Origin of the sequence: Brucella sp. NBRC 113783 (assembly GCF_040372265.1) — a bacterium.
Lineage (GTDB): Bacteria > Pseudomonadota > Alphaproteobacteria > Rhizobiales > Rhizobiaceae > Brucella > Brucella teleogrylli.
The window spans coordinates 953,856-969,369 of record NZ_BAABRX010000001.1 but is presented as its reverse complement, the minus strand read 5'-3'; the positions used below and the strand labels follow the sequence as shown (position 1 = coordinate 969,369).

The following is a 15,514-nucleotide window of genomic DNA, read 5'->3' as shown; positions in this document are numbered from 1 at the left end:
CCCGGCATAATTATTTACCTTCCCACACGCCTTTGGCCTTCAGGCTATCGGCAAGATCCTTGGGAACATAGTTCTCGTCATGCTTGGCAAGCACATTGTCGGCGCGAAACACGCCATCTTGTCCGAAACGTCCTTCGGCCACCACACCCTGCCCTTCACGGAACAGGTCGGGCGGAATGCCTTCGAACACCACTTTCACGGTCTTGATCGTATCGGTGACGGTGAAGCGCAGCTCGCTGCCTTCTCGGCTGACCGAGCCTTCCTCGACCAGACCACCCAGACGAAAACGAGAACCGGACGTCAACTCCTGTTCCGTCAGATCAGCGGGCGTGCGAAAGAAACGGATGTCCTGATTGAAGGCCATCAGCATCAAGCCAACCGCCACGGCCAGAACCGCCAGCGCACCGCCGATCAACATCAGGCGCTTGCGTTTTCTCTGGCCGATTGTCCGGGCAAGACTGCCAGCAGGTTTCGGCTTGCGTGCGTTTTCTTCTGCGGTCGCGCTCATTTCTGTGCCTCTAGACCCAAGCCGGATGCAAAACTGCGAAGTTCGGTCCGCTGTTCTTCCGCAAGGGCGGTCATGCCCCGGTTCAGGGCATCAAGCGCCGCATCGCGGCGATGCAGGATCATATAGGAGCGCACGAGACGCTTCCAGCCTTCGACATCCCCGCTATTCTGGCGAAGACTTTCATCAAGACGTTGAACCATGCCCTCGATCATCGTCTGACGGTCTTCCGCCGACAGGGACGAAGCCGCTTCGATATCGTCGGATGACGGGCCTTTTTGCTCTGTCGGCTGGTTGGCCGAAGGATTGCTTAGCCGCGCAATGGCCTGTTCGACCTGACCACGCCAGGGGGCATCAGCTGGCGCCTTGTCCAGAAGGGTCTTGAGACGGGCGGCGGCGGCATCGGGGCGACCGTCCTGCATCTCGCCTTGCGCAAGATAGAATTGCGGACGCGGATCGTTCGGATCGAGCGCGACAGCTTTGTTCAGAAACGTTTCTGCCTCGGCGGTGATCGTGCCGCCGGAAACTGCGGCAAGCCCTTCGGCCAGACCCAGCAAGCGCGGGAAATTTTCGCCGTCAATGCGCATGGAAGAACGATAGGCATTCACCGCATCCGCTGGACGGCCAAGACGCATATAAATCGGCGCCAGCACATCCCAGCCGCGCGCATCGTCGGGATTTTTCGCCAGATGCGCTTCGGCCCGCGCGATCAGTTCATCAACGGAACCGCGATCAGGATTATCGGAGAGACGGTCCGCAAGCGGCATGGATGGCACGTCCGGCTTGCCAAAAAGCGGATAGACGCCCCAGGCGATCAATGGGACCGCCAGCACGGCAACCAAGGCCAGAACGCGGCCCGACTTTGTGGCCTGCGCTGCGCTCACAGCGTCCTGACTTACCTTTTCAGCACTCAGAATGCGACGGGAAATTTCAATTCGCGCCTGTTCGGCGCTTTGCGGGTCGATCATGCCGCGCGCGGCATCGGATTCGACCTCGCGCAGTTGATCGCGATAAACTTCAAGGTCGTTCTTTTCGGCAGGCAAAAAAGCCTGCTTGCGCCGCGTTAGAGGCAACAAGACAGCCAAAGTGGCTGCTAACGTCAATAATGCTGCAATCAACCAAAATCCCATGGCTACGACTTAAGCGTAGGCATGGGAAAAACCAACCTCTACCTGCCACAACTGGCCGCCTAGGGCAATTCGCCGCAAAGGCCGCCCGTGAGTTGATCAGGTCAGCGGCGTCCAGCTGCCGTCCGTGTTGCGGCAGGCGGTGCCGCGCACGGTCTGCTGCGAACCGCCAATATCGAAGGTGTGCGAATATTGGCGGCAATTCTGCGAGCCGACCTGATAAGGCTGTGCCGCAGTGACATCACCGGAGTTCGAACCGCCGCTCCAGGAAACGGCTTTGCCGGCTGGCGAATATTCAAGCGCACGATATTCGGCTTCCAGCGCTTTTTTGCGGTCGCCCGCGCTCAGCTGGTTTGCCGCATTGCCAAGCAGGCCGTTGCCCAGCGATGCGAGCAGGCTCGATTCCGGCTTTGCAGATGACGACGATCCGCCAAGCGATGTCAGCCCTCTGCCACCACCCGATGTGCCACATGCCGCCAAGGCCAGCGACAGCGCAACCATGGTCGGAACGACCAGAACCGGAGAAGAAAACCTCAATTCCATCATCATAACAAACCGGCCCTCATGAACCAATGAGCTTGCATATTATCGCATCATGCGATCTTGTAATTTCAATTTCTTAGAGCATTTCCCGCAAAAATGTGAGCCTGTTTTGCATACGGAAATGCTAAAAAGCAAAGACGCCGTTTCAGCCTAAAAGACAACCTTAATCTTCGGCAAGCGGCAACACACTGCGAACACGCAGGCCCCCGAGCGGGCTGCGGTCGAGATGCAACTGGCCGCCATATTCACGAACGGTATCCTGCACGATGGCAAGCCCCAGACCTGTGCCCGGCTTGGTTTCGTCCACGCGGCTGCCGCGTTTCAATGCGGCCTCGATCTTGTCGTCCTCAAGTCCCGGCCCGTCATCCTCGATTACGATTTCAAACTGCCGTTGCCCGCCCATTGCTGCCCCAACGGTGATATTCACCCGACGGCTTGCCCATTTTCCGGCATTTTCAAGCAGGTTGCCGATGATTTCCTCAAGGTCTTCCTTTTCACCGGCGAAGATCGCGTGCGGGAGATCATTGCGCAAGCTGACATGCAGTGCAGGGTTAAGCTTGGCGGTCACCCGTTGCATGCGCTCCATCACCGGCGCGACAGAGGTGCGGAAAACCACACTGTCCCGTTGCGCCGCTATGCGCGCACGTTGCAGATAATGCTGGATCTGCACCTGCATGGCCTCGCTCTGCTCCTGCACGACGCGGCCCTGATCGCCGCCGATGGCGCGGCCTTCATTGACCAGCACGGACAGCGGCGTCTTGAGCGAATGAGCGAGGTTGCCGACCTGCGTTCTCGACCGCTCGACGATTCGGCGGTTGTTTTCGATCAACGCATTCATTTCGCGGGCAAGCGGCGCAATTTCCATCGGCAGTGAGGCATCGAGCTTGGATGAACGCCCCTCGCGAATATCGGTGAGTGCCTGACGCACCTTGTCGAGCGGGCGCAGGCCGAACAGGATGATGGCTGCATTGATGAGGATGCTGCCGATACCGAACACCGCAAGATAGGCGGCAAGCTTCGTCCTGAAATCGGAAATCTCGTTCATGACTTCGCTGAGATTGCCCATCACGCGGAAGCGGGCCACCCGGCCCGCATTATCCAGCACGACTTCCGTTTCGACGATGAAAAGCTCTTCGCCATTGAGTCCCGGCAAAGAATAGCTGCGCATGAAGGAACTGTCGAAAGGCGCCTGCGTGATCGGCATTTCCGGGACAATGCGCCCAATCAGCGAGGGCGATTCCAGCTTGCCGCTAACATTGGGTGCGAGCGGGTCCACCGACCAGTACCAGCCGGAAAGCGGGCTTGAATAGCGCAGTTCACCCAGTTCGGGACGTCCTTGAAGCACGCCTTCCGTCGATACACTGACAGCGCCAACAAGGCTGAATAGATGTGCTGTCAGAAGCCGTTCGAAATTGCTGCGGGCGGCATCGCTATAAAGCGAGCCGATGAGGGTCGCGACCACCACCAGCGCGGCAATCACCCACAACGTCGACAATGTGACGACGCGAACGGCGAGAGAGCGAAGCGATGGGATGACGCGAAAACGCTTCAGTTGTCGTTCCCCTTCGGTTCAGCTCCGGTATCGGAGCGCATACGATAACCCATGCCGCGCACGGTCTCGATCAGATCGACACCCATCTTCTTGCGCAGGCGTCCGACGAAGACTTCAATCGTATTGGAATCGCGATCGAAATCCTGATCGTAGAGATGCTCCACCAGTTCCGTGCGGGAAACCACTTCGTCCATATGATGCATGAGATAGGACAAAAGCCGGTATTCATGCGAGGTCAGCTTCAGCGACACGCCGTCAACACTGGCCTTGGAGGTCTTGGTGTCGAGATGCAATGGACCGCAGACGATTTCCGACGAGGCATGACCGGCAGCACGACGAATGAGCGCACGAAGCCGCGCCAAAACTTCCTCGATATGAAAAGGCTTGGCGACATAATCATCCGCACCGGCATCGATACCGGCAACCTTGTCGCTCCAGCGATCACGGGCGGTCAGCATGAGCACAGGCATGGCACGGCCGTTCCGACGCCAGCGTTCCACGACGCTGATGCCGTCAATACGCGGCAGTCCGATATCGAGAATCACTGCATCATAGGGTTCCGTATCGCCCAGAAAATGACCTTCTTCGCCGTCATAGGCGCTATCGACCACATAACCGGCGGCAACCATCGCATCGGAAAGTTGCCGGTTCAGGTCCTTGTCGTCCTCAACAATCAGGATACGCAAGCGGGCTGTCTCCCTTCAAAGGATCAGATGCAACGCAAAAGCCGGTCTGCTTCTTACAACGCAAACCGGCTCTAAAACCCATGCCGGGAATTTTATCGATTGGGCACAGCCACTTCGACGCGACGCGGACGTTCACCGTCGCGACCGGGGACCAGCACGACGACAACGCAAACCGGCGCACCGTTCTGGGTGGAAGGGGTGGCCTTGGCGAGCTGTCCGCCCTGTTTGGCCGCAACCTGTTCGCCCACGGCGGCGCAGTCGCTGGCAGCGGCGATCAGAAGATTGGAGGTCTGCGGCGCAGCAATCGGCATGGCGCCAGCATCGGCAATGCCGCCGACGGGCAACAAGCCAAAACTCACCGCGAGAAGCGCGAAAACTTTGAGTGCAGAGTTCTTTTTCATCATGCCGCCTTGTATAGCGCGCGACAGCTGAACGATGCATGAACAGCCTGTTCCCGCTATAGATCTTAAAGAATATTTTCCCTTAGCTATCACGCTTTGTGAAATTATGAAATGCGCGATGTTGCCCTGATACCGCCAAAAACCGTAACAATTCCAGCGATTGCAGCCGCCAGTTGCAGTAAAACATCTGTTAGTGCTTCGGGATCTAGATGCCGTCCGCAATCCCGATAGCGCCCGCCAGCCCCTTAATTATCGGGACCTGACCGTGCGGGGAAAATACTAGGATTTGTAGTCCGTCACGTCGTTTCTCCAGAAATTATAGGCCAGCCGCCAGATTGAGTATAGCCGTATCACCAGCGTCGATTTCGTGCTGACCATCGCTACACCGACTGGAACGCATCCGCGTCGACGTCGGCGGCGCGAATTACCTTGGCATAGGTCCAGGACGGTACAGCGACCTGTTCGCTACGAACCGAAACGCCATTTTGCCAAATCTCAACTGCGTAATGTTCGCGTTCCTCGCCGAGCGGAATGTCTTCGCCAAGCGAGTTGTCGGCATCAACCCGCCCGTGCCGCCAAATAGGTGAGAACGGATTTTAGTCGAGCGAGAGCGATTGCGAGAACGTAATGTGCATATTGCGCGTTAGCGCAGAGCTAAGCTGAAAGCGCCACGCTCACTCACCCCTCGCCGTCTAAGCCAGAAATGTTTTGTAGCCCAAAAAAGCCGCGGTCGATCTCACATCATCCAGCCTTAGCGATGAGCGTTTGGCTTCGAACATCCGGCTTCCCCATTGGAGCTCCTTGCAGAAGGTAAAATGCCCGGTAGGGCCGCATTTTTAAGTCGTTCGCTGAAACGCTTACACACCCCAAGAGCCGACCAGGAGGCAAGGCTCGCCGAAGTCGATCCTATGAGCATTAGTTCCGTTCGTCCAAGTACCGCTTCAAGCGCTAACGCTTTCGTGATCTTGACGCTTGCAGCGCCACCGAAAACTATGCCGCAGATAATGCCGACCACGAAGCGGGCCGCCGCCTCTCGTCTGCCATGCGGCGGCATATAGAAAAGAGATATAATCGCGCCTGCAATTGAACCTGCCACCTTGGAGAACCACAGCCAGGCGATGTCGGACGCAAAAAAAGTGTCGTTCAGGGTGCTCATAACGACCTCCAATCTTGTTGTGAGGCTTATAGACAACCGCGCGCCTCTTCTCGTCGAGGAGAACAGGGCACACGCAAATGGCTGCGGCGGGTCGTGCGCTGGGAGTTCTGCGATAACGTTAGGTAGTAAGGAAGGCGAGAATTCTGCCCGAAAGCACCCCTGCAGCGCTGAAAGCCTTGGCTTTATGCCCATCCAAGGCAGCACCGTCCGCCGGAACGAAGACCGACAGTCTATTCGAAATTGAGCTAGTTGTTGTCACAGGGAATTCCGAGCAGCATGTGCGGGGTTTCTTAGACCGTTACTCGGTGCATAAACCCGTACGCTTAATGCGCCTGCTGAATGCCCAGCAACGTCGTTTTCCCGTACGCCCGCAGCATTATGCGAACCAAGCGCCATCAGCGCGGCTTGCAGCGGCACGGAAGCAAAAAACGTAAAGCGGGATAAAGAGATGCCAACCACCACCAAGCAAAATCCGCCACGCCTGTCTTGTCGTGATATCCAACTGCGGCACCTGTGCTCATAAAAACCCCGGAAGCGCGAGCGCCTTCGGGGTTATGAACATGTTTGGTTCGACAAGTTAATCCCGCAGTCAGCGACTGCGGTTACACTTCTTCGACCGTACCGAATGACTACCAAAGCACCGTTACGCAGTCAAGGACTTTTTTCCTATTTAACGAATATTTTCCTGTTTTATGATATGGGCTGCAAATTCCATATTTAAGCATATACTTGAAAATAACATCTGCCCGGAACATCCGCTTCACCCTCAGCTCAAAGCGCCGAATTATAAAATAGCGGGCAACATTATGTTTCTGCTGCTTTTTCACGATTGCCATTAAAAATTTGCTCCTCCCTCCTTTGGCAACCAATCGTCAACTTCCACCCACTAGGCTCCTGGCCTATTAGTTTGCTATAATAAAAGAGCAAGTTCAGTGCATTTCCCAATTCTCTAGTGCCGAAGTCAGAGTTTATGCGTCATACGGCAGACAAAGATTCCGGAAAAAAGCAGCGGAAACCCTTCCGGGTTTCGCGCCTGATTGGACTCGACGCCTGGATTGATTCAGGCCTGTACAATCTGCATTTCCGTCTCGGCGAATGGTGGGAAAACATAACCATCTTTTCGCGCCGTTTTCGTGTGCGCGGTTTCCGGCGCTTTGTCGTCGAGGTTCTGGACGAGGGTTTTACGCTCGGCGTCGCGGGTTCTGTCGTGCTTTTGATGCTGGCGCTGCCCGCTTTTGAGGAAACCAAGAAAGACTGGCGCGCGCAGGACGATTATGCCGTCACTTTCCTTGACCGTTACGGCAATGAAATCGGCCAGCGCGGCATTCTCCACCGTCAGGCCGTGCCCATCGATGAATTGCCGGATCATGTCATCAAGGCGGTACTGGGCACCGAAGACCGGCGCTTCTTCGACCATTATGGCATCGATTTCTGGGGCCTCAGCCGTGCGCTCAGCCAGAACATGCGCGCCAATGGCGTTGTGCAGGGCGGCTCGACGATTACCCAGCAGCTTGCAAAAAACCTGTTTCTCTCCAACGAACGAACGCTGGAACGCAAGATCAAGGAAGCCTTTCTGGCGCTCTGGCTGGAAAGCAATCTGAGCAAGAAGGAAATCCTTCAGCTCTATCTCGACCGCGCCTATATGGGCGGCGGCACATTCGGTATTGCAGCCGCGTCCGAATTCTATTTCGGCAAGAACATCAAGGATGTCTCGCTCGCGGAAGCCGCCATGCTGGCGGGTCTGTTCAAGGCACCGGCCAAATTCGCGCCACATGTCAATCTGCCCGCTGCACGCGCACGCGCCAATGTCGTCTTGTCCAATATGGTGGAAAGCGGTTTTCTGAGCGAAGGTCAGGTCGCCGTCGCCCGCCGTCATCCGGCGAGTGTCATCGACCGCGCCAAGAATGAAAGCCCGGACTATTTCCTCGACTGGGCCTTCGATGAGGTGAAGCGCGTGGCAGGCCAGATGCCGCAGCACACGCTGATCGTGCGCACCACGCTGGACAGCAATATCCAGCGGGCAGCGGAGGAATCGCTCGAATATCACCTGCGCCAATATGGCAAGGACTATAATGTTGCGGAGGCCGCAACTGTGGTTCTCGCCAATGACGGCTCGGTGCGGGCGCTTGTCGGCGGGCGCGACTATGGCGAAAGCCAGTTCAACCGCGCTACCCGTGCGCTGCGTCAGGCGGGCTCGTCCTTCAAGCCTTATGTCTATGCGGCAGCAATGGAAAAGGGTCTGACGCCCAAAACCATCGTCTCCGATGCGCCCGTCAGCTGGGGCAACTGGTCGCCGCGCAATTATGGCCGCAGCTTCGCGGGTCGGGTCGACCTGACGACGGCACTCGTGCGCTCGCTGAACAGCGTGCCGGTGCGCCTCGCCAAGGATTATCTGACCACGGCACCGATTGTCGCCTTGACCAAGGCGATGGGTGTGGAATCGCCGATCTCCTCGCACAAGACGATGGTGCTTGGCACATCCGAAATGACGGTGATGGATCAGGCCACCGGCTTCAATGTGTTTCCGAATGGTGGCATGGCGGGCAATCGTCACGCCTTCACGCAGATCGTTTCTTCGGACGGTCGTGTATTGTGGGATTTCACCCGCGATGCGCCAAAGCCGCACCGCGCTCTGTCTGAAAAGGCCGCTTTCGAGATGAACTCGATGCTGGTTCAGGTGCCGGAGCGCGGGACGGGCCGTCGCGCCGCGCTGCCCATGACCCGCGTGGGCGGCAAGACCGGCACGACGCAGAACTATCGCGATGCCTGGTTTGTCGGCTTCACCGGCAATTTCACGGCGGCGGTCTGGTTCGGCAATGACAATTTCACGCCGATGAAGGATTTGACCGGCGGCATTCTGCCTGCCATGGCATGGCAGCGCATGATGTCCTATGCGCATCAAAACGTCGAACTGAAGCCGATACCCGGCGTCACGCCGCCTTTCCCCGCCCCGCCGAAAAACCCTGCGCCACAGGTGGCCAACGCCAAGCCGGAAGAAACCATGGCAGCGCCGCCACGGGTTCTTTCTCCGATGGCAACCAAGGTTCTCAAGGAGTTGCACGACCGTTTCATGGCCGCACCGCCTCTGCCGAAAATTGCCGAGCGGACCAAGATTTCGGTGCTTTGAGGATATATGCTTAAAACCATTCTCAAAGCTGCTTTTGTACTGGCGCTTGCGCTCGGCGGGGGCATATTCAGCGTCCATTTCATCCTCGACCGTTTCAACGGTTTTGGAGAATTGCAGGTTGGTGCCTGGACCGCATTTCCCGACGATGGGACGGCGAATGCCGATCCCTACTCGCGCGCCCGCGCCGCCCGCAAGGCCTATCTGGCGCTTGGCGCCGCAGAGGGGCTGCCCTTCTTTGCGCGCCGCGACAGCAGCGGACGCGACTTGCAACGCGGCTGCACCTATCGCCTGACCGGAGCCACGCCGCCAGCCCGTTTCTGGACGATCTATCCGGCCACGCCCAACCTCACTCCGATCAAGCCGCGTGACGGCCTGCAAGCAGCGCTTCATTCAAGAGAAGTCCTCTATGAAAGCGACGGCAGTGTTTCCATCACCATTGGGCCCGATGCCCGCCCCGGCAACTGGCTGCCGGTGGAAGGCCGTGGAGGCCTTATTCTCGTCATGACGCTTTACGACACGCCCGCCGCAAGCTCGTCGGGCCTGTCCGATCTCGTCATGCCTGTACTCGTGCGCACGGGGGACGACTGCCATGGGTAGGATCATCCGTCTCATCCTGCTCGGCCTCGTCGGCGCAGCCATCGTCCATATCTGTGTGCTGTTGCTGGTCCCGGTCTATTCCGACACGAATGCGTGGGCGCGTATCGAAAGCGCCACCACGCCCTATCGTTTCTTCGCTCTCGACGAGAACAAAGGCCCGGTCGGCGACAGCGACCCGCTGGTCAAGGAAGCGACCTGCCGTTTCGATCTGGCCGACGGGCCGGTTCATATGACCACGGCGGGCATTGTCCCCTACTGGTCCTTGTCGGTCTATGCGCCGAATGGCGACAATCTCTACAGCATCAACGATAACGTCTCCAATGAGCGCAAGCTTGATCTCATCATCGCCGATCCCGTCGGCATGGCGAGCCTCAAGGCGGACGGGTCGCAGATTGATGCGCAATCTCTGGCCGTCGAGCAGAACATTGGCGAAGGGGCTGCCGTGTTGCGTGTTTTCATGCCCGACGCGACCTGGAAGAAAGAGGTGCAACGCTTCTTCGATGACGCCCAGTGCGCGCCCTTCGAGGGCAGCTAAAGGCATCCAGATCTTCTGCGGCACGGTTAATGAGTTGCTAAGGCTTCATGCCTATTATCCGGTGTGCTGACCATTGCGGGGACCTTTGATGGCAGCGAGTGTATGCCTACCGGAGTATTCTGCGTGACAAATGATCAGTTCCGCGCCCTGGAGGAAATTTCAGGCAACCGGAGCCCGTCGAATTCAAAAGCGGGGAGCAAAGCGGACGACCTTCTGGCGGCCGCGATTTCTGCGTTCGCCGGTATCACGCGCCCCGGTCGTCAGGACATGCAACAGCTGGAAGATCTGGTCACGCCGCTTTTGCAGTGCGCGACCACGCGCGGCAAGCGTCACGCAGCCAATGCCCTTGCCCAGTTGGAAGAAGCCCCGCGCCGCATCATTCTCGCGCTTGCCGCCGAGCCGGTGGAAATCTCGGCCCCCATTCTCCTGCGTTCGCCGCTATTGCGTCCGGGCGACCTGATCGATCTCATCGGCCAGAACGGGCTTGCCCATGCCCGCGCCATTGCCCGCCGTCAGTCCGGCGATATTCTGCTGCAAGGCGTGTTGCGCAGCTTCGCCGATCCGGTGATCGACCGCACGCTGACGCTGCAGGACAATCTCGCGAATATCGAAGCCGAGCCGCTTGAAAAGCCGCAAATACCCGATCTGTCGGCAGCGAAAGCGCCGCTGATGAGCGGCGGCAGCTCGGAACGTCTCGCGCGCACGCTGCAACAGCCCTTCTTCAATGCGGGAACCTTGATCGGCTCTGACCGCCTGATCGAAACGGCGCTTTTGATCGACAGCCAGTTTTTCCGCAACGCGCTTGCCGATGCGCTCGACCTGTCGTTCGAGCGTGCTGACGCCGTCATCGGCAGATGGCCGGAGTCGCATCTGCCGATTGCTTTGAAGGCGCTTGGCCTCCCCGCCGCCGAATGCTTTCTGGTGATGACCGCTGTTCTGGGAACCATCGACACCGATCGCGACGGGCTGCGCGAATTCGTGCAAATCTACCGTTCCATCGATCGGGAAAAAGCCATGGCGCTGGTGCGCCGCTGGAAAGCCGAGGATATGTCGGCCATGCTGCGCAGTAAATTGCGTGAAATGGCTCATGATGATGAACCGCTGGCCGAGGCCGCCAACAGCGATGGACCGGCTGCGGATAGCAGGTTCGCCAAGTAAAGTTCAGAACGTCTCGCCGTCCTGCGCGATAGTGAAGAACAGAGACGCGTCGGTCACATCTTCCAGTTCGACCAGCCACAGGTCCGGATCAAAACGGATTTCCCGCTGCATCCTGTCGCCTGCCGCTATGTCGTCGGCATCGTGGAGAATGCGCAGAAACTTGCGCTCGCCATCATTGTCTTCTTCATAGGACGTCTGCGGCGCAGGCGAATAAAGATCGCATGTGCCGAAACGCGAACTGACCTTGATGAATATCGCGCCTGCTTCCGTCGAACCGCGCCGGGCGAGATAGGCAAAGCCACCCTCACCCTGCACTCGGCGGATCAATGCGGAAACCCAGAAATCCGATGTCAGTCGCATGGCCGCGTAACTACTTTTCTTTCGCATTATCCGACGCAAAACCGCTTCGCACTTTTGCTGGAAAGGCTTCTAGCTGATGAGCCCGATTTCACGCATCTTGGCAATGAGCGTGGAATCGATTTCGCCTGTCTGGCGCATGCCGAACAGCTTCTGGAACTCGCGAATGGCTGATTCCGTCGCCTTGCCCGGCTGGCCATTGACCGGCACCATATCATTGCCGAAAGCCTTCAGCCCGGCCTGCACGCGGATGATATCCTGCGAAGAGATTTTCCCCGCCGGACCTGCCGGTGCGCCAGCCGGTTCGCTCTTCTGAACCGGCTTTTGATAGGCGGCAAGATCAGGCTTCGGCTTGGCCGGCGTCTCGCTTTTCAACACAGCCGGTTGTGCGGATAGTTGCGGGCGCGGCGTCGGCACAGCCACGACTTCGATAGCCTTGGCGACCTCATCCTGTTGCGCAGGCGCCGGGCTTTCGACCTGCGCCGGAACGCTGGCCTGCTGCACGCCCAGTTTCTGCTGCAAGGCGCGCCAGCGATCCACAGCCTCGCGGGTCTGCGGGCCGGTAAAGCCATCCACCGGGCCTTTATAGACGCCAAGCATGGAAAGACGCTGTTGCAGACGGGCAATCTCCAGATCGGCATTCGGCGCGAGCGCAGGCAGCATATCGTCGGTGGCCGTGACCGGCATGCGATCTGCCGAAAGGTCGGCATCGCTCACGCCCTGCGTGGTCGTCTTGCCCGTTGCCTGCGGGTCAGCCGTTGCCGTTTCTACTGGCTTTGTTTCCTGCTGACTGGCGGCGGCGGTGCCGGGCAGAACGGCGCGTGGCGTCGGCTTGAAAACGAAATCAGGTCTCGTACGGAAGAACACGGCATTATGCGCCTCCGGCTGATACCAGAGCGCATTGGCCGACACGAAACTCATTACCACGAGAAAGGCCGTCGCTCCGCCGGTCAGAACCGGATTGCGCACGACAAAGTCACCGGCAACGATCGCCAGTGCCGAGGCCGAGTTGAAGAAGAATTGGAGGAGCCGTGTCCCCAGACTACGCTGTTTTGCGGGTCTGCGTGTGGAGCGGTTCTGCGATCCGCTCTGGGTTCTGCTCCCGGTCTTCGTCGTTCTGCCAGTCATTGCGCCTTTCTCCCTGGTGACGGTGCATATCGATCACCGTGCCAAGTTCCTGTTGTTCGTCATCTCCCGCGAGATATTGCGGACCTGTCACCGGAAGACGGACGGTCACAACCGTGCCTTCGCCGGGACAGCTCTTGAGGTTCATCGATCCCTGATGCAATTCCACGAGGCCCTTGACCACGGATAGTCCAAGGCCACTTCCTTCCTGAGCGCGCGTATAGCTGTTATCGGCGCGCACAAAAGGCATGCCGATGCGCTGCAAATCTTCCGGCTCGATACCGATGCCGGTGTCCGAAACGCTGATTTCCAGCATAGCGCGACCGTCAGCCACCACACGGGCGGCGTCAATGGTGACGCAACCGCCGGTCTCGGTGAACTTCACGGCATTGGCCGCCAGATTGAGCAGGATCTGCTGCACCGCGCGACGGTCGGCCATCAGTTCGCCAACGCCGTTGCCGACGCGATGGCAGAAGGCAACGCCCTTCTTTTCCGCCTGCGGCAGCATGACCGAGGTGCACATTTCGGCCACGTCGCGGAAGGCAAAGTTCTGCGGCGCAATCCCGTAAGTGCCGGTTTCCAGCCGCGAATTGTCGAGAACCGCATTCACCAACTCCAGCAGATAATGCCCCGACTGATGGATCAGGCCCGCATATTCGCGCTGCTTTTCATTGGCGAGCTGACCACCCACCCCATGCGACAGCATGTCGGAGAAACCGATGATGGAATTGAGCGGCGTGCGCAGTTCGTGGCTGACCGAGGCGAGCAGACGGCCCTTGCCGACGCGCTCCGATTCCAGCTCCGCCTTCAAGGTTGCGATTTCATCCAGAAGCTTTTGTTCGCCTTCCAGCGACCGACCGACCAGCGTGATTACGCCAGCGGCAGTCAGCCCTTCCAGACGATAGGCACGGAAAACCGGGCTTCCAGCTTCGATGGAGCGCAGACGGATATCGACACGTTTCGATGCAATCCCCGAACGCAGATCGGCCAGAAGCGAGAGATATTGCACGCGGTCGGCAACATGGACGCGGTCGACCAGAGCGGTCGTTTCCAGCATTTTTGGCTGCATGCCGAGAAGCTTTGCGGTCTTGTCGCCGACCGATGCGATGACGCCTTCTGCATCCAGTACGAACTGCACGTCGCCCTCGGCAATAGCAACCTGCGGCATGGCGGTTTCATTGTTCTGTGGCTTGACGGCCAGACCCACGCTGCGCGCGACAAGGCTTGCCGCATAAAGAACCAGCACTGTGACGGAGGCCAGCGAACCACCGGCAATCACGCCGCCGTTTGTCATCGCAAAAGCGCCGACAATGGCAAGTGCTGCAACAGCGCCAGCAATTGCGGCAGCAGGCTTGCGGCTGACAAGCCAGATTTCCAGCGGCAAGGCAGCCGCCATCAGCCACAGAGCGGCATCGCTACTGGAGACCATGCCAATGGCGGCAAGTCCCGCGCCATAGGCGACAAAATTCAATGTTCCGAGGAGAGCGGCGCTCAATCCCATCAGTGAGAGAGCGCAGAAAATCATCGCCATACCGGCGAAGCTGGCGGCGAGAATGGCAAATTCAGTCGGCCCGGATGCGAGACCGGAAGCCAGAACGGCAGCAACAAGCAGCAGCGGCACAACAACGACCGAACCGACAACACGCATAGCCGTCGCGTCGGGCGTGTTCACCCAGCGGCGGCAAAAACGTTCGTAAAAACGGCCGAGCGTCTGCACACCAGTGCGAACGGTCTTAGCTGCTTTCAAAAGAATGGCGTTCAACGTGCGCTACTCACTCAAACTCATACACATACTCATCCGCCCGAAACATTCGGAAAAGAACATTCCCGGCGATCTTCAGATTGCAGGTGAGGCTTTAAGGAAACGATAAAACGAGGCCCATGAATGCAGATAAGCATCGCGGGAGCCGTGCTTTTCGACCTATGGTAAACAGAGGGTAGCGATTGCTTGTACGAAAGCGCGAAGATTGCACAATCTTCCGCCTACCACTGCGCACATCACAGAATTGCGAATCGCGCGGTTACGGAATCTTTTCGATTTCATCGGACATTGGCGACATCGTTCGATTAGCTGAAGGCGAGCAACAGCAACAAGGCCATGATCCGTTTCCTCATCAAATCCGCTATCTGGCTGTCGCTGGCATTCATTGTAATGCCGCGCTTTTTCCCAGCGGAACAGGAAAACAAAAGTGCCGAAAAGCCCGCTGCCATCGCTGAGACGCGTGGCGAGCCGAGTACCGTGGATCAGCTTTTGGCCAATGGCAAAACGGCGATTGAGATCGGCAAACTCTGCATGAACAATCCGAGTTTCTGCGAGAATGGCACGTCGATGATTTCAAGTGCGGGCAGCGGTTTGCTCAAGGGCAGCGGCCAGATGCTCGATTATCTGAGCCAGCGTTTCGGCAACAAAAGCGAAACGCCTGCTGACCCGCAACCCGTAGCCGTCGCTGAAAAACCCGAAACGACAGTCTCCGAAATCCTGTCCGAGCAAGCCGCTCCTCAAACAAGCGGTTTGATCAATATCCCGATCCCGACCTCTCGTGCGGCAGCCTTGCGGGCACTGGATCGCCGGACGACTGGCGCGATCCCTGCAAAACACTGATCTTTCCCGTGACCTTACCACCATTCATGACTATATAAGCGGC

15 protein-coding genes and 1 pseudogene are annotated in these 15,514 nt (G+C 58.2%); 5 read left to right on the top strand and 11 right to left on the bottom strand.

The window, feature by feature from the left end; all coding sequences use genetic code 11:
- Positions 1-10: 10 nt before the first annotated feature.
- The 8 genes and pseudogenes from ccmE to ABWW11_RS04450 form a co-directional block, all read right to left on the bottom strand.
- On the bottom strand, positions 11-508 hold the full coding sequence (gene ccmE / locus ABWW11_RS04480; RefSeq protein ID WP_109368608.1) for a cytochrome c maturation protein CcmE: 498 nt from the start codon (positions 506-508) through the stop codon (positions 11-13).
- Positions 505-1,635 (bottom strand): c-type cytochrome biogenesis protein CcmI, encoded by a 1,131-nt coding sequence (gene ccmI, locus ABWW11_RS04475; protein WP_121535513.1) that lies wholly within the window; start codon positions 1,633-1,635, stop codon positions 505-507. The genes ccmE and ccmI overlap by 4 nt, the downstream gene beginning before the upstream one ends.
- A gap of 96 nt (positions 1,636-1,731) precedes the next feature.
- A complete protein-coding gene (locus tag ABWW11_RS04470) occupies positions 1,732-2,181 on the bottom strand; it encodes an RT0821/Lpp0805 family surface protein (RefSeq protein WP_121535510.1) in 450 nt (149 codons plus the stop codon).
- A 157-nt stretch (positions 2,182-2,338) separates the two neighbouring features.
- Complete coding sequence (locus ABWW11_RS04465; protein ID WP_235858863.1) at positions 2,339-3,670, bottom strand: ATP-binding protein; 1,332 nt, start codon at positions 3,668-3,670, stop codon at positions 2,339-2,341.
- 53 nt (positions 3,671-3,723) lie between these two features.
- Positions 3,724-4,413: a response regulator transcription factor gene (locus tag ABWW11_RS04460; RefSeq protein WP_109368604.1), complete on the bottom strand. Its 690-nt coding sequence runs from the start codon at positions 4,411-4,413 to the stop codon at positions 3,724-3,726.
- Positions 4,414-4,505: 92 nt separating this feature from the next.
- Complete coding sequence (locus ABWW11_RS04455) at positions 4,506-4,814, bottom strand: hypothetical protein (RefSeq protein WP_109368603.1); 309 nt, start codon at positions 4,812-4,814, stop codon at positions 4,506-4,508.
- 104 nt (positions 4,815-4,918) lie between these two features.
- Positions 4,919-5,100, bottom strand: a pseudogene (locus ABWW11_RS25260) (hypothetical protein).
- A gap of 465 nt (positions 5,101-5,565) precedes the next feature.
- Entirely contained in the window at positions 5,566-5,970 is a 405-nt protein-coding gene (locus tag ABWW11_RS04450; RefSeq protein WP_109368602.1) for a DUF6107 family protein, read from the bottom strand.
- A gap of 970 nt (positions 5,971-6,940) precedes the next feature.
- Between ABWW11_RS04450 and ABWW11_RS04445 the strand changes: the two genes are divergently transcribed.
- The 4 genes from ABWW11_RS04445 (at position 6,941) to ABWW11_RS04430 (ending at position 11,387) form a co-directional block, all read left to right on the top strand.
- The gene (locus ABWW11_RS04445) at positions 6,941-9,097 is read left to right on the top strand and encodes a penicillin-binding protein 1A (RefSeq protein ID WP_109368600.1); all 2,157 of its coding nucleotides are present in this window, start codon (positions 6,941-6,943) and stop codon (positions 9,095-9,097) included.
- 6 nt (positions 9,098-9,103) lie between these two features.
- A complete protein-coding gene (locus ABWW11_RS04440; protein WP_121535507.1) occupies positions 9,104-9,694 on the top strand; it encodes a DUF1214 domain-containing protein in 591 nt (196 codons plus the stop codon).
- Complete coding sequence (locus ABWW11_RS04435; RefSeq protein ID WP_121535504.1) at positions 9,687-10,229, top strand: DUF1254 domain-containing protein; 543 nt, start codon at positions 9,687-9,689, stop codon at positions 10,227-10,229. The genes ABWW11_RS04440 and ABWW11_RS04435 overlap by 8 nt, the downstream gene beginning before the upstream one ends.
- Positions 10,230-10,352: 123 nt before the next feature.
- Positions 10,353-11,387, top strand: a complete 1,035-nt coding sequence (locus ABWW11_RS04430) for a DUF2336 domain-containing protein (protein WP_121535501.1) — start codon at positions 10,353-10,355, stop codon at positions 11,385-11,387.
- 3 nt (positions 11,388-11,390) lie between these two features.
- Here ABWW11_RS04430 and ABWW11_RS04425 read toward each other — a convergent pair whose 3' ends face one another.
- The 3 genes from ABWW11_RS04425 to ABWW11_RS04415 all read right to left on the bottom strand — a co-directional run bounded on the left by ABWW11_RS04425 (position 11,391) and on the right by ABWW11_RS04415 (position 14,631).
- Positions 11,391-11,747 carry a DUF1491 family protein gene (locus tag ABWW11_RS04425; protein WP_121535498.1) on the bottom strand — a complete coding sequence of 119 codons (357 nt, stop codon included), beginning with the start codon at positions 11,745-11,747 and terminating at the stop codon, positions 11,391-11,393.
- A 69-nt stretch (positions 11,748-11,816) separates the two neighbouring features.
- Positions 11,817-12,872, bottom strand: a complete 1,056-nt coding sequence (locus ABWW11_RS04420; RefSeq protein ID WP_121535495.1) for a peptidoglycan-binding domain-containing protein — start codon at positions 12,870-12,872, stop codon at positions 11,817-11,819.
- Positions 12,787-14,631 carry a sensor histidine kinase gene (locus ABWW11_RS04415; protein ID WP_121535492.1) on the bottom strand — a complete coding sequence of 615 codons (1,845 nt, stop codon included), beginning with the start codon at positions 14,629-14,631 and terminating at the stop codon, positions 12,787-12,789. Before ABWW11_RS04415 ends, ABWW11_RS04420 begins: the two co-directional genes overlap by 86 nt.
- Positions 14,632-14,967: 336 nt before the next feature.
- Here ABWW11_RS04415 and ABWW11_RS04410 point away from each other — a divergent pair, with 336 nt between their 5' ends.
- On the top strand, positions 14,968-15,471 hold the full coding sequence (locus tag ABWW11_RS04410; protein WP_121535489.1) for a hypothetical protein: 504 nt from the start codon (positions 14,968-14,970) through the stop codon (positions 15,469-15,471).
- Positions 15,472-15,514: the final 43 nt, after the last annotated feature.

Excerpts from the sequence above, each read along its gene's own strand:
- ccmE (WP_109368608.1), bottom strand. The coding sequence starts at position 508 with ATGAGCGCGACCGCAGAAGAAAACGCACGCAAGCCGAAACCTGCTGGC.
- ccmI (WP_121535513.1), bottom strand. The coding sequence starts at position 1,635 with ATGGGATTTTGGTTGATTGCAGCATTATTGACGTTAGCAGCCACTTTG.
- ABWW11_RS04470 (WP_121535510.1), bottom strand. The coding sequence starts at position 2,181 with ATGATGATGGAATTGAGGTTTTCTTCTCCGGTTCTGGTCGTTCCGACC.
- ABWW11_RS04455 (WP_109368603.1), bottom strand. The coding sequence starts at position 4,814 with ATGAAAAAGAACTCTGCACTCAAAGTTTTCGCGCTTCTCGCGGTGAGT.
- ABWW11_RS04450 (WP_109368602.1), bottom strand. The coding sequence starts at position 5,970 with ATGAGCACCCTGAACGACACTTTTTTTGCGTCCGACATCGCCTGGCTG.
- ABWW11_RS04445 (WP_109368600.1), top strand. The coding sequence starts at position 6,941 with ATGCGTCATACGGCAGACAAAGATTCCGGAAAAAAGCAGCGGAAACCC.
- ABWW11_RS04440 (WP_121535507.1), top strand. The coding sequence starts at position 9,104 with ATGCTTAAAACCATTCTCAAAGCTGCTTTTGTACTGGCGCTTGCGCTC.
- ABWW11_RS04435 (WP_121535504.1), top strand. The coding sequence starts at position 9,687 with ATGGGTAGGATCATCCGTCTCATCCTGCTCGGCCTCGTCGGCGCAGCC.
- ABWW11_RS04425 (WP_121535498.1), bottom strand. The coding sequence starts at position 11,747 with ATGCGACTGACATCGGATTTCTGGGTTTCCGCATTGATCCGCCGAGTG.
- ABWW11_RS04420 (WP_121535495.1), bottom strand. The coding sequence starts at position 12,872 with ATGACTGGCAGAACGACGAAGACCGGGAGCAGAACCCAGAGCGGATCG.
- ABWW11_RS04410 (WP_121535489.1), top strand. The coding sequence starts at position 14,968 with ATGATCCGTTTCCTCATCAAATCCGCTATCTGGCTGTCGCTGGCATTC.